We start from the raw sequence: 20,199 nt of genomic DNA, 5'->3' as shown, positions 1-20,199 counted from the left end.
ACGGCGGGGAGTCCGCGCCGCCCGGGGTCGAGCTGGTGATCTTCGACTGCGACGGCGTCCTGGTCGACAGCGAGAAGATCGCCGTCAAGGTGGACGCGCGGGTGCTGGCCGAGCTGGGCTGGCCGCTGAGCGAGGCGGAGATCGTCGAACGCTTCGTGGGCCGTTCCTTCGCCGACATGACCGCGGAGATCGAGCGGCACCTCGGACGCCGTCTGCCCAACGGCTGGGACTCGGAGTACCGGGGGCTGTACCGGGAGGCGTTCGAACGTGAACTCACCCCGGTCGACGGCATCGTGGCAGCGCTCGACGCGCTGACCCTGCCGATGTGCGTCGCCTCCAGCACGGGCCACGCCGGGCTGCGCCACACCCTGGGCCTGACCGGGCTCTACGAGCGGTTCGAGGGCCGGATCTTCAGCGCGAGCGAGGTGGCCCGGGGCAAGCCCGCCCCCGACCTGTTCCTGCACGCGGCCCGCAGCCTCGGCGTCGACCCGGCCCGCTGCGTGGTGGTCGAGGACAGCCGTTACGGCGTGGAGGCGGCCCGCGCGGCGGGCATGCGGGCGTTCGGCTACTGCGGGGGCCTGACCCCCGCGAGCTGGCTGGAGGGCCCGGGTACGACCGTCTTCGACGACATGCGGCAGCTCCCCACCCTGATCACCCCCTGACCACCCCGTCCCGCCCGTCTCCCCGACGACCCGCCCGGCTCATCACCGGCGCCCCCACCTCGCCCCCGCCATCTCTTGGCGGCACTTCGCCAACAGCGCCCGGCCAGACGCGCCCCGCCGCGCCGGCCGCGCCCGCGCCCCCACCACGCCGCCGATGGCACCCCCGCCGGGCCGCTCACCGGCTGATCAGCCCGGCACCTCCCTGGTCGCGCCGCGCCGACGGCGTGTGGGCACGCGCTCGCCAACCGCCGTCCGCCGGGCTGATCATCGGCTGAGAACGCGGCGCCCCCGCCTGCCCGCGTCCGTACCATCACCACCGCGCCTCGCCGACGGCGCCCGGATCGGCCGCGTCCTGCCTCGCTGACCGCGCCCACGCCGCCCGTGCGGGCCGTCACCAGGTCGCGCCTCGGCGGCGGCGCTCCCGTCGGCTGCTCCCCGTGCCTTGCCTTGTCGACGGCGTCTGGGCACGCGCTCGCCAACCGCCGTCCGCCGGGCTGATCATCGGCTGAGAACCCGGCGCCCCCGCCTGCCCGCGCCCCCACCACGCCGCCGATGGCGCGCCCGCCGCCCGCGTCCTGCCTTGCTGACCGCGCCCACGCCGCCCGTGCCGTTACCAGGTCGCGCCTCGGCGGCGGCGCTGCCGTCAACCTCTTCCCGCCCTCGGCGGGCGGCGTCGTGCCCGCGACCGCCCCTTCACCCGCCCTTTGGGCGGGTCCGCTGACCTGGGGGTTTGTGTGCGGCGGTGCGGGAGGGGGCGGAGAGGGGGATGGTGAAGCGGGTAAGGCCACTCCCCGGTGCCTGCGAACTCCGGGTGTCACCACGCAGCGGAGGTGCGGAATGCGGCTCTCCCCGCCGTACGACGTCCGGCCCGACCCCGGCCTGCCGGTTCCCGCGTACTGGACCGAACATCTCAGCACCCGGACGGCCGCCGACCCGCCCGGCGGCGGCCCCCGCCTGCTGGCCGCCGCCGACGGCTACTGGACCCGGCGCGGCCTGCCCGGCGGCGCCGACCGCGTACTGGCCGCGCCCGGCGCCGAGACGCTGCTGCTCGCACTGCTGGCCGCCGCCGAAGGCGAACCCGTGCTCGCCCGCCCGTCCGCCGCCTGGCAGTCTCCGGTGGTCCGGCTGCTCGGCCGCCGTACGCACACCGTGACCACTCCCGCCGAGGGCGGGGGAGTGCCCGACGCCTTCGCGCTGCTGGAGACCGTACGGCGGGCCCGCGCCGAGGGCGGCGACCCGCGGCTGCTCGTGCTGTCCGCCGCCGACGACCCCAGCGGCACGGTCAGCCCGCCGGAACTGCTCCACCAGACCTGCGAGGCGGCGGCCGAGGCGGGCCTGCTGATCGTCTCCGACGAGACGTACTCCGACACGCTGCACCACCACGACACCGTGCTGCTCAGCCCCGCCGAGATGCTGCCCGACCACGCGGTGGTGCTCACCGACCTCGGCGCGACCCTGGTCCCCTCGGCCGTGCCCGCCGCGCTCGCCCGCTTCCCCGGCACCGAGTACGGCATGGCCTGGCGGGCCGGTACCGCCCAGGTGCTCGCCGCGCTGCGGGCCGCGCTCCCCGGGCCCGTGGCCGCCGCGACCGCGTACGTGCTGACGGAGCCCGCCGAGGTCACCGACCGCACCGCCGCCGCGAACCTGCTGCACGCGCGGACCGCCGCGGCCGCGTACCGGACGATCACCGGCGCCGGGGCGCTGTGCCGCCCGCCGAAGGCCGGCTTCCAGCTCTACCCGACGCTGCGCACACCCGGGCTCGGCGCGGCGGCCGTCGCCGAACGGCTGACCGCGGCCCTCGGCAGACCCGTGCCCGGCGGCGACCGTTTCGGCGACGACCCGGCCGAGCCCCGGGTCCGGATCGACACCGGCGCCCTGCACGGCGCCACCGACGCCGAACGGCGTACGGCACTGGCCGCCCCCGACCCGCTCACCGTCCCGCATGTCGCGGCCGCGCTCGCCGCGCTCGGGGCCGCGTTCGCCGGGCTGAGCGGGGCGACCGCGGTCGGCGGCCCGGCCGACACGGGATCGCGGGGCCGCGGGGCCTGACTTACGTTCGAGGAGTCGCGGCCGGAGCCGCGGCCGCGGTGTCCTCACCGCCGCGGCGCGCCCACCGGAGCCGTACCGGCGCACGCAAGGGAGTCCGGATGACCGAACAGAGCGAGCGCACCCGCCCCGCGCCCCGCCCGCCCGGCGAGGACCGCCGCTGGCCCCGGTCCTTCGCCGACCGGCTGACCGACCCGCTGGCCGTGCCCGCCTCCACGCCGGCGCTCGGCATCGGCAACCTCGTCCGCCTGGTGCGCGAGTGCGCGACACGGCCGCCCGCGCACACCCTCAGGGACGTGCCGTCGCTGCCGGTCGTCCCCGGCCCCGTACCGGACGCCGGGCCCGGCGAGATCAGCGTGACCTGGGCCGGGCACGCCAGCTGGGTGATCAGGATCGGCGGGCTCACCGTGCTCACCGACCCCGTCTGGTCCCGGCGGATCCCCGGCACCCCGGCGCGGATCACCCCGGTCGGAGTGCCCTGGTCCGCGCTGCCGCCGGTCGACGCGGTCGTCATCAGCCACAACCACTACGACCACCTCGACGCGCCCACCCTCAAACGGCTCCCGCGCCACACCGCGCTCTACGTCCCGGCGGGCCTGGGCCGCTGGTGCCGCCGGCGCGGATTCACCCGGGTGACCGAACTCGACTGGTGGGAGGCCGCGGAGCTGCGCGGGGTGCGGTTCGACTTCGTGCCCGCCCACCACTGGAGCCGGCGCACCCTGACCGACACCTGCCGTTCGCTGTGGGGCGGCTGGGTGCTCACCGGTCCGGCCGGTACCCGTGTCCACTTCGCCGGGGACACCGGCTACGGCCACTTCTTCCGCGAGATCGCCCGCGCCCACCCCGGTATCGACCTCACCCTCCTGCCGATCGGCGCCTACGCCCCGCGCTGGCTGCTCGGCCGGGTCCACATGGACCCGGAGGAGGCCGTGCAGGCGTTTCTCGACCTCGGCGCGGGGGCGATGGCCCCGATGCACTGGGCCACCTTCCTGCTCTCCGGCGAACCTCCGCTGGAGCCGCTGACCCGGCTGCGCGCGGCCTGGGCGGCCGAGCCCCTGCCCCGCACGGCCCTGTGGGACCTGCCGATCGGGGCGTCGAGGGTGCTGGGCCGGGCCGCGTCTCCCGCGCATCCCGGCTCAGCCGCGAGTTCCGCCCGCCCGGCGTAAGTCTTCGACGCCCCCTCACGGCTGGTGCGGCGATCGCGGATATCGGGCAGCCCGCCGACCGCGCGGTGTCCTCGATCGCCGGACGGGCTGAAAATCAGCCCGTCCGGCGATTGAGGACAGAACCGGAAGCCGGACGGACCCGGCCAACCCGTCCGGTCACCGCACGCGCACGCCTGCCTACTCGCCCGTCGTGGCCCCTCCCGTTCCCGTCGGCGCCGGGCGCAGCCGCCTGCGGATCGTCGGCACCGCGGCGATCACAAAGGTCAGCGCGACCGCGAGGGCGACCCCCTGCCACGGCTCGGGGAAGAGCGAGCCGCCCAGTATGCCGATCAGCTGATACGCCGCGGCCCACGCCAGGCACGCGGCTATGTCGCCCCGCGCGAAGCGCCGCAGCGGCATCTCCGCGAGCAGACACGCCACCATGACCGGCAGCCGGCCCGCCGGTATCAGCCGCGACAGCACCAGAACGGCGGCCCCGTGCTCGTCGAGCTGCCGCTGGGAGCGGGCGAGCGTCCCCTCGTCGACCCGGTCGTGCAGTCGCCGCAGCCAGCGCGAGCCGTTGCGGGACCTGACCCCGCGCAGCCCCAGCCAGTACAGGGCCACGTCCCCGAGGAACGCCGCCAGGGACGCCACCGCGAACACGAAGGCGAGCGCGACCGGTTCTGTCTGGTGGAAGGCGACCACCGCCGCACTCGACACCAGCGCCCCGGTCGGCACCACCGGGAGCAGCGAGCCCAGCGCCACCAGCAGGAAGAGCGACGGGTAGCCGATGGCCTGCTGCGCGCCCTGCGACGGGGGCGGGTTCGCGGCGGCCGACGCCAGAATGCCGATCACCCCGCGCTCTCCCGCCCCGCGTCCGCGACCAGCACACTCTGCCCGTGCTCCAGCCGGTGCACCGCCACCTCGGGGGCCAGCCGCGCCGCGAGCCGTACGAACTCCTGGCCCGGGGTGTGGAACTCGTGCGGCCGGACCGCGTCCATGCCGATCGGCCAGAACGTCCCGTAGTGCACCGGCACGGCCACCCTCGGGGCCAGCTCCGCCAGCGCGTGCGCGGCCCGCTCCGCGTTGAGGTGGCCGTGGCCGAGGAACGGTCCCCAGCCGCCCACCGGCAGCAGCGCGATGTCGCACGGGCCGACCGCCTCGGCCATCCCCTCGTAGTGCCCGGTGTCCCCGGCGAAGTACGTACGCGCGGCGCCCTCCACCACGTAACCGAGCGCGGGGGCACGCTGCGGCCCGTACGGCAGGCGCCGGCCGTCGTGCGAGGCGGGCACCGCCCTGACCGTCAACTCGCCGTACTCCACCGACTCCCCTGCCGTCACCTCCACCAGCCGCAGCCGGTCGCGCAGCTGCCGCAGACCCGGTACCGCGGCCAGGGCGCCGCGCGGCAGCAGCACCGTGGTGCCCGGGGCCAGCCGGGCCAGCGAACCGACATGCAGATGATCGGCGTGCAGATGCGACACCAGCACCACGTCGGCCCGCGCCGCGGCCGGCGGCGGCACCGCGCCCCGCCTGCGGCGCAGATGCGCCAGCCGCCGGACGAACAGCGGGTCGGTCAGCACCCGCACCCCGGAGTCCCGCACGGTCACCGTGGCATGCCCCCACCACGTGATCTCCACCGACACCGCGCACGTCCCTTCCCGGCTGCCGCCGACGTCCGCCCCCGAGCGTAAGCCCTGCGCCCGGGGCGGAGGCCGGTGAGCAGCCGACCACGACCGGACCTGCGCGTATGGCAGGGTGGAGGGGTGCCTCAGCCGGGAGAGAGTCGGAGACGGGCCGCGGGCAGAAGCGCGCTGCGGACCGTCGGTCGCGTGCTCGCGGTGTGGGTGGTGGCCTCGGCGACGCTGGCCGTACTCGCCTGGCTGCTGCCGGACTTCAGGATCGAGGCGCCGGACGGCGACAGCCCGACGCAGATCGCGGTCACCGCGGGGATCGGGGCGGGCGCGTTCGGCGTGCTGAGCGCGCTGGTGTGGCCGCTGATCGTCCGCGCGCTGCTGCTGGTGCCCGCGCTGGTGCTGGGCGCGCTGGTGTTCTTCCTCAACGGTTCGCTGCTGCTGGTCGCCCTGCGCGTCACCCCCGACGGGCGCGGCGAGGTCACCCCCGCCACGGCCGTGGTCATCGCCGCCGTGATGTCCGCCGCCTCCTCCGCGACGAGCACCGCGCTGGCCGTACGGGACGACGCCGCGTACGGCCGCAGGCTGGCCCGGCTGGCCGGCCGGCGTCGCCGCCGGGCGGGCGACCCGCCGCTGCCGACCACGCCCGGCACGGTCTTCCTGCAACTCGACGGCGTCGGCCACGATGTGCTGCGCGACGCGCTCACCTCCTCGCCGCCCGTCATGCCCACGGTCGCGGGCTGGCTCGGCGGCTCCCACCGGCTCACCGCGTGGCGCACCGACTGGAGCAGCCAGACCGGCGCCAGCCAGCTCGCGATCCTGCACGGCACGAACCACGACGTGCCCGCCTTCCGCTGGTTCGAGAAGAAGACCGGGCAGGTGATGGTCTGCAACCGACCGTCGAGCGCGGCCGAGCTGGAACGCCGGGCGGTGGCGTTCACCGGCTCGCTCGGCCTGCTCGCCGACGGCGGGGCCAGCCGCGGCAACCTCTTCACCGGCGGCGCCGAGCAGTCCGCGCTGGTGATGTCGGTCGCGGCCCGACGGGACAAGTTCAGCCGCCCGCGCTCGGGGTACTTCGCGTACTTCTCCGACCCGGCCAACGCGGTACGCACCGCCTGGTCGTTCTGCGCGGAGGTCGGCCGGGAGATCCTGGAGTCCCGGGCGGCCCGGCTGCGCAGGGAACGGCCGCGGATCAAGCGCGGCGGGCTCTATCCGCTGCTGCGGGCGTTCGCGACCGTGGTCGAACGGGACGTCGCCGTGGCCGCCGTGGTCGGCGACATGCTGGCCGGGCGCACGGCCGTCTACGCCGACCTGGTCGCCTACGACGAGGTGGCCCACCACTCCGGCCCGAACAGCCGGGACGCGCGCAAGGTACTGACCCGGCTCGACCGCTCGGTACGCCTGATCGCGGACGCGGCACGGTACGCGCCGCGCCCGTACCGGGTCGTGCTGCTCTCCGACCACGGGCAGAGCGCGGGGGAGACCTTCGAGGGGGCGTACGGGGTCGCGCTGCGTGAGCTGGTACGGGCCGGCTGCGGGCTGGCCCGCGGCGGGCGGCTGCCCCGGCGGCGCGGCGGCGCCGAGGCGCGGGCGGCCGCCCGTACGGCGCTGCGGCGGCCCGAGCGGGGCCGGAGCGCGGAGGAGGCGGAGTGCCAGGGGCCGCCGTCCGAGCCGGTCGTGCTGGCCTCGGGCAATCTGGGCCTGGTGGCCTTCCCCGACATCGAGGGGCGGGCGACGCTGGAGGAGATCGAGCGGCGGTACCCGGCGTTGGCGGCGACGCTCACCGGGCATCCGGGGATCGGGTTCGTGCTGGTCCGCAGTGCGGAGCGGGGGCCGTTGGTGCTCGGGGCCTGCGGGGAGCGCGAGTTGGCGACCGGGCGGGTGGTCGGGGCGGACCCGCTGGCCGGGTTCGGGGAGGGGGCGGCCGAGGCGGTGCTGCGGACGGACGGGTTTCCGCACACGGCTGATCTGATGATCAATTCGGCGTGCGATCCGGAGACGGGGGCGGTGCACGCCTTCGAGGAGCAGGCCGGCTCCCACGGCGGCCTGGGCGGCCCCCAGGGCCGGCCCTTTCTGCTGCACCCGGTCGAACTCCCCCTGCCGGGCGGCCCATTGGTGGGCGCGAGCGCGCTGCACACGCTCTTCCGCACGTGGCTGGCCCCGCCCCCACGCTCCCCCCGCCCACCCACCCCGTCCCCGTCCCCGGAGAACGCGACCGCCCTCCCGGCCCCCCACCCCTGAGCGGTCGCCTCCGGCGCGGCTGGATCACGCGGCCGGACTCTGTGGCATGGGGGAGCGTTGGCCCCCACACCACCCCCGCCGCGACGGCCGGGCCCGAAGAACTGTCCCGGTCAGAGCCGACGCGGTCCGGGCTCCCCCGCCCGCCAGGCAGTCCGGCACCGCAGAAAGGGCCCGATCCGCGTCCCGCCGCGGCGGCAGGGATCGGGGCCGACGCTCAGGCGATATCCCCGCCGCAATGGCGAGAAGCCCCCCACACCGCGTCCCGGCGGTGCCGAGCGACCTCAGCGAGAGAAGACGGAATCGTCAACTCCGGGTTGACGTCAATATCTCGTCAACCTAAAGTTGACGCATGACCGATCGCCCCGTACGACTCGACGACCTCATCGACTACGTCAAGCAGCAGCACACCGACAGCGACCCCCTGAAAGACCTTGAGCACGCCGTGACCGTGGCCGGTCACGTCGGCGAGGTCGCCGACCACCTCATCGGCCACTTCGTCGACCAGGCCCGCCGGGCCGGCGCCTCCTGGACCGAGATCGGCGCGCACATGGGCGTCAGCAAGCAGGCCGCCCAGAAGCGCTTCGTGCCCAAGCTGCCGGAGGACCTCGGGCTCAATCTCGACGCCAACTTCAGCCGTTTCACCCCCCGGGCCCGCAGCGCGGTCGCCGCCGCCCAGGAGGAGGCCGGCAAGGCCAAGCACGCCGCCATCGGGCCCGAGCACCTCGTACTCGGCCTGCTCGCCGGGCCCGACACCCTCGCCGCCCGCGCGTTCGTCGACCTGGGCACCGACGCGGCCGCCGTCCGCGCGGCCGTGGCCACCCCGGGCACGGAGAAGAAGTCCGTCAAGGGCCACCTGCCGTTCAGCCCCGCCGCCCGCAAGACCCTGCAACTGGTCTTCAGCGAGGCGCTCCGCCTCGGCCACAACTACGTCGGCACCGAACACATCCTGCTCGGCGTCCTCAGCGACGACCAGGACCCCTCGGCGCGGGCCCTGACCGCGCTCGGCGTCACCCACCCGGCCGTGGAGGAATGGGTGCTGGCGCAACTGGCCAAGTTCGGCAGGTGAGCCGGGAAAGACGAGAACAGCCAGGAAGAGGCGGGTGAGGCCGCCGCGCGGTCAGCCCTCCTTGCGCAGCGCCAGCAGCCGGTACACGGGATCGGCGCGCGGGACCTCGGGGTCCGGCAGCAGCGACAGCCGCCGGACCAGCAGCCCGCACTGGTCCTCGTCGAGGTCCAGTGCGGACGCGAAGTACCCGCGCGCCACGTCCCGCGCGGTACCGGCAGGCGAACGCCCCTGGCCGTGGCCGGTGAAGCGTGCCTCGCCGGCCCGGCGCAGCCCGTGCTCCGAGGCCACCGCCAGAATCCGCCGTTCCGCGTCGTACGCCCGGTGCACCCGGTACGGCGCCAGCAGCCCGGTCACATCGCTCTCCACGTCGTGGCCCGCGTCCTTGTCCACCGTCGTGACGAAGGTCCCGCCCGGCCGCAGCACCCGCGCGCACTCCGCGACCACCACGGGCGCGTCCGGCAGCAGATGCAGCAGCCACACCGCGCTCACCGCGTCCAGCGACGCGTCGGCGAACGGCAGCCGGTGGCAGTCGCCGAGCACCAGCGCGGGGCCGAGCCGCCCGGCCGCGACCCGGGCCATGCCCGGCGCCGCGTCCACGCCGACGACCCGCAGCCCCGGCCGTACCATCCGCTCGGTGACCAGACCCGTGCCGCAGCCCACGTCCAGCAGGGTGCGGGCCCGGTCCGGTATGAGCGCGAGCACCGCCCGTGCGGCGGACCCGGCGCGCGGCACACCCCCGCGCGTCGCGTCGTAGCGCGCCGCTTCCACGTCGTAGTCCAGCATGTGGGACATGCTAGAGGCCCCACGTGAACGGCAGTTCACCCGGGACCTTGCGCCCCCGTTACGCCCTGCTCCCCAGCGGCAGCCGTTCGGTACACGCCCGCAACGGGCGTGGCACCCGGCCGATAGCCTCGGCGGTCCAGGGCGGGGGCGGGGCCGGAGGTACGAGGGGGAGCGGGACGGATGACGGGCCGGGAGTACGACGGGACGACGGCGATACCCACAGGTACTGGCACGGCGACGGGCACCGGTACGGCGAGGCGGCGGGACCGGGGGCGCGGGGATCTCGAACCGCGGCCCTTCCCCGCCGTCAGCGCCGACGACCCGGGCACCCAGCGCGAGGCGCTGGCGCGCCTGCGCGAGTGGGCCGAGCAGGGTGTCGAGGACGCCGTGGACTGGTACTTGCGCGACAAGAAGCGCAAGCGCGTCGGCTCGCGGACGTTCCAGGGCCTGGCGATCGTCCTCGCGGTGGCCGGCACCGCCGTCCCGCTCGGCGCGGCGGCCGCGGGCGGCTCCGGCCAGGGCTGGGGATACGTCCTGCTCGCCCTCGCCGCGGGCTGCAAGGGCTTCGACCACTTCTTCGGGCTGTCCTCCACCTGGATGCGGGACATCGCGGCCGCGCACGCCCTGCGGGGTGAGCTGAACGCCGTACGGCTGGAGTGGGCCTCCGACGTACTGCGGGCCGGCCCGGGCGGTGCCCGGCCGGACGATCCGCTCGAACCGGCCGAGGTGGAACGGCAGTTGGCGCTGATCGGCCGACTCGTCACCGCCGTGCGCCGGCAGATCGACTCGGAGACGGCCGACTGGCAGACCGAGTTCAGCGCGAACACCCGCCAACTGCACGAGCTGGGCGCCGCGTTGGGCCCGGAGCGCACGCCGGGAGCGTGACGGGGGGTCCGGCCACCGGCGCAGCCCCCGCCCCCGCCCTCAACCCCCGTACAGCGCTGCGATCTCCGCCGCGTACCTGTGCTCGATCGCCCGCCGCTTCAGCTTCATCGACGGAGTCAGGGTGCCGTACTCCTCGGAGAGCTGGGTGGGCAGGATGCGGAAGGAGCGGATCGACTCTGCCTGTGAGACAAGGGTGTTGGCGGCCACCACCGCCCGGCGGATCTCCAACTCCAGGTCGGAGTCGCGGACCAGCTCCGACGGCGGCACGTGCGGCCTGCCGCGCATGGTCAGCCAGTGCTCGACGGCGTCCGGGTCGAGGGTGACCAGCGCGGCGACATAGGGGCGGTTGTTGCCGATGGCGACACAGTGCGCGACCAGCGGGTGCGAGCGGACCCGGGCCTCCAGGGCGGCGGGCGACACGCTCTTGCCGCCGCTGGTCACCAGGATCTCCTTCTTGCGTCCGGTGATGGTGAGATAACCGTCCTCGTCGAGCGTCCCGATGTCGCCGGTCGCCAGCCAGCCGTTGCGCAGCACCGCGTCCGTGGCCCGGCTGTTGTTGAGGTAGCCGCCGAAGATCTGCCCGCCGCTCAGCAGGATCTCGCCGTCATGCGCGATCCGTACGGTCGTGCCGGGCACCGGCTGGCCGACCGTGCCGAATCTGGTCCGCTCCGGCGGGTTCGCGGTGGCGGCCGCGGTGCTCTCGGTGAGCCCGTAGCCCTCGTAGATCGTCACCCCGGCGCCGCTGAAGAAGAGGCCGAGCCGCCGGTCCATCGCCGAACCGCCGGAGATGCCGTGCCGGACCCGGCCGCCGAGCGCGTCACGCACCCGGCTGTAGATCAGCTTGTCGTACACCTGATGCCGCAACCGCAGACCGGTGGTCGGCCCCGGTCCTGTGCCGAACGCCTTGGCCTCCATCGCCTCCGCGTGCCGCACCGCGATGTCCACGGCCTTCTCGAACACGCCGAGCCGGCCGCTCGCCTCCGCCTTGCGGCGGGCCGCCCGGAAGACCTTCTCGAAGACGTACGGCACGGCGAGCACGAAGGTCGGCCGGAAGGCGGCCATGTCGGGTACGAGGTCGGCGGCGGTCATGCTCGCCTGGTGGCCGAGCCGGATGCGGTGGCGCACACAGGCCACCTCGACCATCCGCCCGAAGACATGGGCCAGCGGCAGGAAGAGCAGGGTGGACGGCACCTCGCCCGGCTTGGCGGTGAACATCGGCGCCCAGCGGGCCACCACGTTGTCGGTCTCGGCCATGAAGTTGGCGTGCGTGAGCACACAGCCCTTGGGCTGCCCGGTGGTGCCCGAGGTGTAGATGACGGTGGCGACCGCCTCGGGGGTGACCGCCAGCCGGTGGCGTTTCACCACGTCGTCCCTGATGTGCCGGCCCGCCTCCGACAGCGCGGCCACGCAGCCCGCGTCGATCTGCCACAGCCGGTTCAGCCGGGGCAGCCCGTCCACGACCGCGCCGATCGTCATGGCGTGGTCCTCGTGCTCCACGATCGCGGCGACCGCCTGGGAGTCGTGCAGCATCCACCGCACCTGCTCGGAGGACGAGGTCGGGTAGATCGGCACCGACTGGGCGCCGATGGACCAGAGCGCGAAGTCGAAGAGCGTCCACTCGTAGCGGGTACGGGACATGAGCGCGACGCGGTCGCCGAACCGTATCCCCTCCGCCAGCAGGCCCTTGGCCACGGCGACCACCTCGTCGCGGAAGGCGGCGGCCGTCACGTCCTGCCACCCGCCCCGCCCGTCCGCGCGCCCGAACACCACGTCGCCTGGGCTCCGGTCGGCGTTGCCGAACACGGCGTCGGCCAGACCGCCCGCCTGCGGTGTCGTGACCAGTGGGGGGACAGTGAACTGACGCAACGGGGATGCTCCTATGGGGCCTGTGCGGGCCCGTAAGCTATCCGATCCCCAGGAGGAAGGGGAGAGGGCCTCAGTACGCCGGGTTTTCGGACATCCGTACTGATGCGATAGGTCTTACCCGGCGTGGCAAGGGGAGGGACGCGCTCCGGCGCGCGCGGGGGTACGCCGGGGCGGCGGTGCATCTCCACGAAATCCGCCCCTCCCGGCCACGTCCGCTCCACCCGGCGAGGCGGGCGCCGGGTGCCGGGTGCCGCGGGGTCAGAGCCGGGCGGCGGACACCGCCAGGACGGCCAGTGCCCACGACAGGAAGAGCGCGTACGCGAACAGCGCCCTGCCGCGGTCGCCGCAGCGCGACTGCCTGCCCAGCACCCAGCCGAAGAACACCGCCTCGACGGCCGCGCCCGCGACACCGTACGGCGGCCGCCAGATCCCGGCGAGGAGCGCCGCCGTGGTGAGGGTGTGCAGGACGCCGACGCCCGGCACGAGCCACGGACGCCGGCCCTCGCGCAGCCCCAGCCTGGTCAGACCGTCGAGCCGTTCCACTCCCGGCCCGAACCGGCTCAGCGCCGCCAGCGCCGACGGCACCACCTCAAGGAGCAGCAGGACGGTCAGGGCGGCGCTCAGGGCGAACACGGTCGGCTCCCAGGTTGCTGTGCCGCTCCGTCGGGGGGCGGCCGCGCGGACCGGCTTCCGTGCGGACGGGCTCTCGTACGGATCGCCTTGGGCGCAGGCAAGCTCGGTCCGCGGCGGGCTCAGTCCGTGTCTTCGGACGCCAGTACGATACGGGACTCGCCCGCGTAGACGTTCATGGACTCTCCCCGCAGGAAGCCGACCAGGGTCAGACCGGACTCGGCCGCCAGGTCCACGGCGAGCGAGGACGGCGCGGACACCGCCGCCAGTACGGGGATGCCCGCCATCACGGCCTTCTGCGCCAGCTCGAAGGAGGCCCGGCCGGAGACCATGAGGATGCGCCCGTCCAGCGGCAGTCGACCCTCGCGCAGCGCGCGGCCGACGAGCTTGTCCACCGCGTTGTGCCGCCCCACGTCCTCGCGGACGTCGAGCAGTTCGCCCTCCGCGGTGAAGAGCGCCGCCGCGTGCAGCCCGCCGGTCCGCTCGAAGACCGCCTGCTCCGCCCGCAGCCGGTCCGGGAGCGCGGCCAGCAGCGCGGGCGTGACACGCGGCGTGAGCGGGTCGGCGATCGGCAGCCGGGTACGGGTCCGTACCGCGTCCAGGCTCGCCTTGCCGCACAGCCCGCACGAGGACGAGGTGTAGACGTTGCGCTCCAGGCTGATGTCGGGGACGGGGACGCCGGGGGCGAGCGCCACGTCGACCACGTTGTACGTGTTGACGCCGTCCGCGGTGGCGCCCGCGCAGTAGACCACCGAGGCCACTTCTTCGGCGGCCGCGAGCACCCCCTCGCTCACCAGGAAGCCGATGGCCAGGGCGAAGTCGTCGCCGGGGGTGCGCATGGTGATGGCCAGCGGGCGGCCGTTCAGCCGGATCTCCAGCGGCTCCTCGGCGACCAGGGTGTCCGCGCGGTGCCCGGCGGCGCCGTCCCTGATCCGCAGTACGCGGCGCCGTTCGGTGACCCGTCCCATTGCCTCACCAGCCCCGGTTCTCTCGCTGTGCGCCGTACGTCCTGTGGGCCGTACGCCTGTGCGCCGTTCATGTGGCGCCCTGAGTGTGCCGGGCGGGTGTGCCGCCGGCGTCACCGTGTGCTCCGGCGCGCTGCGGCCCGCCTTCGTTCACCCTGTGCGCGCCCGGCCGCACCGGGCCCCTCCTACGCAGGGTGTCATAGGGTGAACCCGGCATCACCGCGGAGCATCACTGACCTACCAGGATGGCAGACCTCGATGAACGACCAGCCGACCGCCGAACACACTCTCGTGGGCGACGAACAGGCACTGGAACAGCTGCGGGCGCTGCGCGGCAGCATCGACAACCTGGACGCGGCGCTGGTCCATCTGCTCGCGGAGCGCTTCAAGTGCACCCAGCAGGTGGGTGAACTCAAGGCCGCGCACCAGCTGCCGGCGGCCGACCCGGCCCGCGAGGCCGACCAGATCGCCCGGCTGCGGCGGCTGGCGGCGGAGGCGAAGCTCGATCCGGCGTTCGCGGAGAAGTTCCTGAACTTCATCATCGGTGAGGTGGTGCGCCACCACCGCGCGATCGCCGCACGGAGCTGAGCGGCCCCCCAGGGGCGCCTTCGGCGGGGGCCCGGCCGGGGTGGCGGGGGCGCCGGACCGATGCGGTCCGGCGGCCGGAATCCCAGGTGAGAAGCACTCCGATTCCTTGGTATCGTTGACCCTGTCACCGCGACTTCGCAGGTCACGGCGGCACACCCGGTCCGGGTGGCGGAATGGCAGACGCGCTAGCTTGAGGTGCTAGTGCCCTTTATCGGGCGTGGGGGTTCAAGTCCCCCCTCGGACACCACCGGAGACCCCAGTTGATCTGGGGTTTTTCTGTTTCTCCGGCTGTGGCGTGACCAACCACGGCGGGAGCCATCGTGTGCGCAGTCCTGGCCGTCAGCGCCGAGGTGGAGCGGGAAGGCGTCGGCACATCGGTGGGAGCGCCTGAGACACGGGCGCCCGAAACCGCAGAGACCCCGTCGCATCGCTGACGCCGGGGTTCTCAAGACGGGGCGAGATTCTCAGGCACTGACCTCGGAGTGCACCGGGAGCGGTGGCCGAACGCCCGTGAGTGCCTCGGCACGAGCGAGAAGGCGCGGGGCCAGGTCCGGGTACCAGCCACGAGCTACAGCTTGCAGCATCTCCGCCAGGGCGGCGAGTTCCCCGATTCGGCCGGCAGGGGTGTGCAGGACCGGCTCGAACTCCTTGCCGATGCGGGCAGCAACGTCGGGAACGAGCAAGCTGTTGGCGTGGAGGAGCCCCGCGTCATAGCCGACGGGCACCAGCCCCCACCGCTCCCAGTCCAGCAGGGTCAGGGGCATGGTCGTGAGATTGCCCCAGTGCAGGTCACCGTGACCGGTCACCCGCTCCACCCTGGCGGGTGCCGGGACCCCAAGGAACTGGGGAAAGGCACGCGCGATCCACCCGTCCCGGACGGTTACCTTCACTCCCTCCGTCTGTGCGAGCAGGGCCAGGGCTCGGCGCAGGCTCCCCCACCACTCATCCGGCAACCGCGGGTCGTGGTCGATATCGGCTCGGTCCGGGGACACCACGGGTTGCCTGACGAAGTCGAGGACTTCGGCCTCGAAGGCCCACTCGCCGTCAGTCCAGTCGTGCACCTCGTACAGGCGCGGGCACGGGACAGCGTCGGGCACGAGCAGGGACACTCCCACGATGCCCTCCCCCTGTTTCCTCCCCGCGTTGCGCTTCGCAGTCCGGCTCACCCGTAGCCACAGGTTCCCTGCCCGCCGCCCGAGGGTGACACCGAGGAAGCCCCACGCCAGCGGTCCCGCACATGTGAGACCCAGTGCCTTGGCCGCCCGGTCGTGGGCGGCCTCCATCAGGGTCTGTACCTCCTCATTCACCGGCGAGTTCATCCGTCACCCTCCTGAGTTCCTGGGCCGTCAGCGGCGCAGCCAGAGCCCTGGCCACATCGTCCCAGTGCTCGCGGGTGCTCGCGGAGGTCAGGACGACATCGAGGCCGGGACAGGAGCCGGCAGCCAGCAGGGCAGCGGCTGCGGCCGACAGGCCGGGGCGGATGAAGTCCACCAGTTCGGGTGTCATGGCATCGAGCAGGTCGCCCCCGTGCAGGGGCGCGGAGCCGAACGTGATCAGACCGGCGTCCTTCGCCTGAGCCAGTGGCCCGCCACCGCTGAGAGCCTGCCTGATCATGTCATCCATGATCAGGCTGACGGGCATCTGCAAGCCCGTGAAGTGATGCTCGGCGGAGCCCGCCGCCTGCCGGGCGAGCGCGAGCAACTTGGGCACGCTGAACGCTCCGGCAGTCAGGCCGGACCAGGTGGCCACGCCGTACCCACCGATCCTGCCCGCATGTGCGAACTCCTCCAGCGTCGTGAAGGCTTCCCGCACACGCCAACGTGAATCGTCACGGCCAAGGCCGTGCCCGCGGTGCTCGGGGTTGTGCACGAACACCAGGTCCACGCGGCCGAGCGCGGCCAACGAGCGTTCCGTCTGCCAGCGAACGAAACCCCGTTCAAGGCTGTGCCCATTGGCCGCCTCTTCCCGGGTGAGCACGCCCTCAGCCAGTGCGGTGCGGCCCTGCTCCTCCGTGAAGAACCCCGTCTTCGTGGCTACCCGCACGGTCGGGTACTCCCCGAGAACCGGGCGCAGCTCCTCATGAGCCCGGCCGTGGGCGTAGTTGGGTGCCGTGTCCACCCAGGGACTACCGGCAGCCAGGGCGGTGCGTGCCGCCTGATCGACGGTACGCACGCGGTATGTCCCCAGGGAGAGCGCGGCGGTCACAGCGCGGTCCCCACGACTGCGACTGCGTGACCTTCGACGAGAACGGAGACCAGTTCGGCCACGTCCTTGACTTCCAGCCCGGCGGAGTCGGCCATCTCGCCGAGTGTGGTCGGCTGGTTGGTCAGCAGTGTGCCCAGCGCGTGCGCTGCGGACTCGGCGAAGTCCCAGGCGGTACCAGCCGCCGAGAAGGTGACTGTGCCCTGTGTGCGGTTCGCCGTCAGGCGACCCCTCGGAGCGGTGAGCTTGACCGTGATCTCCGATCGTGCGGGGAGCCCATTCACGTAGGGCAGCGAGGGAATCGCATGGCCCAGGTCGGTCGTGTCGATCGACTCGGCCCAACGTTCCACGAGGCGCGGGTCCGCCATCATGCCGGCCACCTCACGGCGCACGGCGTCGATGAAGTCCGACTGTTCCGCCAGCGAGCCGAAGCGCGGAATGTCCCTGCGCAACGCGAGGGACGCCCGGAGCTGATCGACGACCCACAGCATCAGGTCAGCGCCCGTGTGCGGGACCGTGCCGAACGTCAGGTGAAGGGATTCCGTCCCTTGGTCGGCGGAGACCGCGTGCCACCAGCCGCGCGGGAGGTAGAGCACGTCCCCCGGGGACAGAACGAGGTCCGCTACCGGGTCGCCCTCCGGCTCCTCCGGCGACTCCACGTCCCGGAAGGTGGGCGCTTTACGGGTCATCCCCCACAGGCGCCACCGCTTCGAGCCGTGCAGTTGGACCACCACCACGTCGTGGTCGTCCCAGTGCCGGCCGAAGCCCTCTCGCTCGGTCCACGAGGCGTACACGTTGGCTTGTACGGAAGTCCCAAGGAAGCGTTCCAGTCCCTCCGCAGCCGCCCCCACAGCAGGGTGGATCTTCTCCACCGCGTCGAGGACCAGCGACGCCCCGTCTCTGAGCTGCGCGTGGAAGTCGGACGGTTGGATACGGGACCAGGTGACCGCACGGCGGTTCGTGGTCGGGATCGCGTAGCGGTGGAGCGGGACCGTCTCGCCGTCGACCGACAGGCGCAGCCGGGGCGGCTCCAGCCGCTGCGTGGCGATGATCCGGTTCAGGTCGTCCCAGGAGAACAGATCCGCCGTGCCGGCGACTCCGGGGAAGAGCGCGTAGGAGCGGTGGTACGTCTGGGCGAGGAAGTTGTCCCCGCCCAGACGCCCCGCCCACGAGGCTGCATCAAGCATCGTGGGCAACCCCGCTGGTCGTTGCCGTCGGAACGGCCACTGCTGACGTCCGACTCCTGCTCGGCGCGGGTACGCGCGGCCACGATCTTCCGCTTCGCGACGAGCAGTCCACCCCCCTCGGGGGCCGGTGAACCGATGTTCTCTTCCACTGCCGGACTACCTCTCTTCTCGGAACCCCCACCGGAAATCCGGCAGGAAGCAAAGGGGACAGGCGGCGAGTTCGGCGGTTACCGGATCGCCAGGGTTCCGGCGAGAACCTGGGCTCGGTCGCCGCCATGGGAAAATGATTAACCCTGATAGCGAGGGCTGTGCAGTTCTTTCCCGTCATGGACTAAAGATCATGAACGGCAGGCGGCGGACCATGACACCAAGAGGGCTCTGGCTTCCTCGCCGAAAAACGCATAGCCCTCCAACGTGGAGTACAGCTCCAGGTGCATGTCGATGTCTCTGGGGTCTCTCAGGATCACGACACCGGTCGTGTTCTCCACGGTGGCTAGCCTGTTGTCGTAGACAGTGAAGGTATCCATCGGGGCCATGGGCTTGTATCCCGCTATCGGGATTACGCCGAGCTTCACATTCGTCAAGTGGGTGAGTGAGGCCAGTCGGTCAATCTGCAACGCCATCGCGGCTGGGGGCAGGAGCGGCCACCTGACAGCCTGCTCGGTGAGAATGAAGGTGAACCGCTTCGTCGTATCATAAAGAACGTCCTGCCGCTCCAACTTCCTCGCCATCGTCTTGCTGATGTCGGCCGGAGAATGGGCGAGGCTGGCCCGGATGTACTCAGGAGTGGACAGCAGCCCAGTGATAATCGACAGCAGAAAGAATCTGAACTCCGCACACGATGATTCGAGAGCGGCAAGCTCGAACTGTTTCTTTTCCAGCCCTCTCCGGCGAAGTGATCGAAGGTCTTGCCACTCGGTGTTGGCCAGTCTCGCGAGGGCAACCACCTCCTCGATGACCTCTGGCGGAGCGACAACGGCCCGGAAAATTCTTTCCAGGTCGAGCAGGCTTGGCAGAACTTTCCCGTTTTCGATCCGGCTGATCTTCGATTGGGACATGTTGCAACGCCGAGCGAGCCGGTCCCCAGTGAGACCGGCCCGCTTGCGCAGTTCTTTCAGCAGGGCCGCCAGTTCCTGCTTTGGCTGCCCCAATTGTTCAGGGTCGAATGTCACCGCTCACATACTCCAGGAATGGTACCGACTCGGCAACGGCAATTCGCTTCCACTGCCGGTACGGCTCCGGATCACCCTCGTAGAGTTCCCGATCGATCTGCGTCCCATCTGTCCGGTAGTTCATCAGAACCACCTTGGAATTGTCGAACATCCAGAAGTCCTGGTTCGGCAGACCCGGGATCTCCCGGTCGGTGAGGTCAAGAATACGGATGTTCTCACCGACCTTCACATGGTGCCGGTAGTAGTACTCGAACTCGAACCGAAGGTAGTCCGAGAGCGGACGGATCACCATATGAACCCTGCCGACGCTCTTTCCCTCCGAGGTCCATTGCCGAACCTCGTCCATCCAGCCCGAGGTGTAATCGTCGGGAGAATTCTCTCCGGCGAGAAAGCGCTTCAACCTCTCCGCTTCCTGGGGCACGGTGTAGACAGGCAGCGTCTCCAGCCGCCATGCCTCGTGCTTCATGGAATCGAAGCAGTCATTCCACGCGTCACCATCCAAGTGCACGAACTGCCTCCCTGAGAATCGACTCCGGGATTTCTACGATCCCTTCCCCTGCGGGCGGGGTGAATGCTTCGGATACGTCGCCCTGCATGACGAACGAACCGGTCGCCGTGCGGTACACGTTCGGGCAGTCCTTCTCTCCGCACTCACCGTTGCCGTTCCCGGTAAGCCGCGTCAGTTCCTCGCGTGCCATGCGAAACCCCCTGGTCTACGGCCGAGTTGGGCCGGAGAGAACGACCGTACGGGGCGTCGTCTGGACCCGTCTATGCACAGCCGCGACTATGCGTGTTGTGGCATAAAGTCACTCCGTCGAGCAGGGCGAAGCAGGTTGGGCACGTGACCAACGCATGACCAACACCCCCCTGAAACGGACAGAAACAGCAGGAAAGAAGAGGGGAAGCACCCGCCGAAACCCTGCCTATTGGCGGGTGTTTCCCCAGGTCAGAGCAGTTGCGGGCTGGTACCCGAGCGGAGAGTTCAAGTCCCCCCTCGGACACAGCGAGGAACCCCCGCTGAGCCGGGGTTTTCGTGTTTTCGGTGCCGTGCGCGGGGCGCAGGGCGTACGGCGTCGGGCGGATCGCTGACTGCCGCGCCGGGGAAAAATCGGTGGGGCGGAAGGCGGGGC

Annotated in this window: 19 protein-coding genes and 1 tRNA gene; 8 read left to right on the top strand and 12 right to left on the bottom strand. The window is 72.3% G+C overall.

Annotation, left to right across the window (positions count from 1 at the left end; translation table 11 throughout):
- The first annotated feature begins 35 nt into the window (after positions 1-35).
- From OHA30_RS05095 to OHA30_RS05085, 3 genes are all read left to right on the top strand, one after another.
- Positions 36-662 (top strand): HAD family hydrolase, encoded by a 627-nt coding sequence (locus tag OHA30_RS05095; RefSeq protein WP_328917729.1) that lies wholly within the window; start codon positions 36-38, stop codon positions 660-662.
- Positions 663-1,499: 837 nt separating this feature from the next.
- Entirely contained in the window at positions 1,500-2,711 is a 1,212-nt protein-coding gene (locus tag OHA30_RS05090; protein WP_328912593.1) for an aminotransferase class I/II-fold pyridoxal phosphate-dependent enzyme, read from the top strand.
- A gap of 98 nt (positions 2,712-2,809) precedes the next feature.
- Complete coding sequence (locus OHA30_RS05085; RefSeq protein WP_328912592.1) at positions 2,810-3,874, top strand: MBL fold metallo-hydrolase; 1,065 nt, start codon at positions 2,810-2,812, stop codon at positions 3,872-3,874.
- 177 nt (positions 3,875-4,051) lie between these two features.
- On the opposite strand, the gene OHA30_RS05080 is transcribed toward OHA30_RS05085, so the two are convergent.
- Both OHA30_RS05080 and OHA30_RS05075 read right to left on the bottom strand, forming a co-directional pair.
- A complete protein-coding gene (locus OHA30_RS05080; RefSeq protein ID WP_405786153.1) occupies positions 4,052-4,705 on the bottom strand; it encodes a DedA family protein in 654 nt (217 codons plus the stop codon).
- Positions 4,705-5,496, bottom strand: a complete 792-nt coding sequence (locus OHA30_RS05075; RefSeq protein WP_328912590.1) for an MBL fold metallo-hydrolase — start codon at positions 5,494-5,496, stop codon at positions 4,705-4,707. The genes OHA30_RS05080 and OHA30_RS05075 overlap by 1 nt, the downstream gene beginning before the upstream one ends.
- 186 nt (positions 5,497-5,682) lie before the next feature.
- Here OHA30_RS05075 and OHA30_RS05070 point away from each other — a divergent pair, with 186 nt between their 5' ends.
- Positions 5,683-7,725 (top strand): phage holin family protein, encoded by a 2,043-nt coding sequence (locus OHA30_RS05070; protein WP_405785793.1) that lies wholly within the window; start codon positions 5,683-5,685, stop codon positions 7,723-7,725.
- 349 nt (positions 7,726-8,074) lie between these two features.
- Positions 8,075-8,791, top strand: coding sequence for a Clp protease N-terminal domain-containing protein (locus OHA30_RS05065; protein ID WP_328912589.1), 717 nt, complete (start codon positions 8,075-8,077; stop codon positions 8,789-8,791).
- A gap of 51 nt (positions 8,792-8,842) precedes the next feature.
- Here the strand turns inward: OHA30_RS05065 and OHA30_RS05060 are convergent, their stop codons facing one another.
- Positions 8,843-9,574: a class I SAM-dependent methyltransferase gene (locus tag OHA30_RS05060; protein WP_328912588.1), complete on the bottom strand. Its 732-nt coding sequence runs from the start codon at positions 9,572-9,574 to the stop codon at positions 8,843-8,845.
- 180 nt (positions 9,575-9,754) lie between these two features.
- Here OHA30_RS05060 and OHA30_RS05055 point away from each other — a divergent pair, with 180 nt between their 5' ends.
- A complete protein-coding gene (locus tag OHA30_RS05055) occupies positions 9,755-10,459 on the top strand; it encodes an SLATT domain-containing protein (RefSeq protein ID WP_328912587.1) in 705 nt (234 codons plus the stop codon).
- A gap of 39 nt (positions 10,460-10,498) precedes the next feature.
- Here OHA30_RS05055 and OHA30_RS05050 read toward each other — a convergent pair whose 3' ends face one another.
- From OHA30_RS05050 to fdhD, 3 genes are all read right to left on the bottom strand, one after another.
- On the bottom strand, positions 10,499-12,325 hold the full coding sequence (locus OHA30_RS05050) for an AMP-dependent synthetase/ligase (protein WP_328912586.1): 1,827 nt from the start codon (positions 12,323-12,325) through the stop codon (positions 10,499-10,501).
- 258 nt (positions 12,326-12,583) lie between these two features.
- Entirely contained in the window at positions 12,584-12,958 is a 375-nt protein-coding gene (locus OHA30_RS05045) for a hypothetical protein (RefSeq protein ID WP_328912585.1), read from the bottom strand.
- Between the two features lie 119 nt (positions 12,959-13,077).
- Positions 13,078-13,923: a formate dehydrogenase accessory sulfurtransferase FdhD gene (fdhD, locus tag OHA30_RS05040; RefSeq protein WP_328912584.1), complete on the bottom strand. Its 846-nt coding sequence runs from the start codon at positions 13,921-13,923 to the stop codon at positions 13,078-13,080.
- A 255-nt stretch (positions 13,924-14,178) separates the two neighbouring features.
- On the opposite strand from fdhD, the gene OHA30_RS05035 reads away from it, so the two are divergent.
- A complete protein-coding gene (locus OHA30_RS05035) occupies positions 14,179-14,508 on the top strand; it encodes a chorismate mutase (protein ID WP_328912583.1) in 330 nt (109 codons plus the stop codon).
- Between the two features lie 159 nt (positions 14,509-14,667).
- A tRNA-Leu gene (locus OHA30_RS05030) sits at positions 14,668-14,755 on the top strand.
- A gap of 217 nt (positions 14,756-14,972) precedes the next feature.
- Here OHA30_RS05030 and OHA30_RS05025 read toward each other — a convergent pair.
- From OHA30_RS05025 to OHA30_RS05000, 6 genes are all read right to left on the bottom strand, one after another.
- The gene (locus OHA30_RS05025) at positions 14,973-15,827 is read right to left on the bottom strand and encodes a hypothetical protein (protein ID WP_328912582.1); all 855 of its coding nucleotides are present in this window, start codon (positions 15,825-15,827) and stop codon (positions 14,973-14,975) included.
- Entirely contained in the window at positions 15,808-16,713 is a 906-nt protein-coding gene (locus OHA30_RS05020) for an aldo/keto reductase (RefSeq protein WP_328912581.1), read from the bottom strand. Before OHA30_RS05020 ends, OHA30_RS05025 begins: the two co-directional genes overlap by 20 nt.
- The gene (locus OHA30_RS05015) at positions 16,710-17,897 is read right to left on the bottom strand and encodes a cupin domain-containing protein (protein ID WP_328912580.1); all 1,188 of its coding nucleotides are present in this window, start codon (positions 17,895-17,897) and stop codon (positions 16,710-16,712) included. The genes OHA30_RS05020 and OHA30_RS05015 overlap by 4 nt, the downstream gene beginning before the upstream one ends.
- Before the next feature lie 338 nt (positions 17,898-18,235).
- Positions 18,236-19,069: a helix-turn-helix domain-containing protein gene (locus OHA30_RS05010; protein ID WP_328912579.1), complete on the bottom strand. Its 834-nt coding sequence runs from the start codon at positions 19,067-19,069 to the stop codon at positions 18,236-18,238.
- Positions 19,053-19,577, bottom strand: a complete 525-nt coding sequence (locus OHA30_RS05005) for a DUF6879 family protein (RefSeq protein ID WP_328912578.1) — start codon at positions 19,575-19,577, stop codon at positions 19,053-19,055. The genes OHA30_RS05010 and OHA30_RS05005 overlap by 17 nt, the downstream gene beginning before the upstream one ends.
- Positions 19,561-19,767 (bottom strand): hypothetical protein, encoded by a 207-nt coding sequence (locus OHA30_RS05000; RefSeq protein WP_328912577.1) that lies wholly within the window; start codon positions 19,765-19,767, stop codon positions 19,561-19,563. Before OHA30_RS05000 ends, OHA30_RS05005 begins: the two co-directional genes overlap by 17 nt.
- Positions 19,768-20,199 lie beyond the last annotated feature (432 nt).

The organism is Streptomyces sp. NBC_00223 (assembly GCF_036199905.1).
In the GTDB taxonomy this organism is placed as follows: Bacteria; Actinomycetota; Actinomycetes; order Streptomycetales; family Streptomycetaceae; genus Actinacidiphila.
This window is presented reverse-complemented; position numbering and strand designations above follow the sequence as displayed.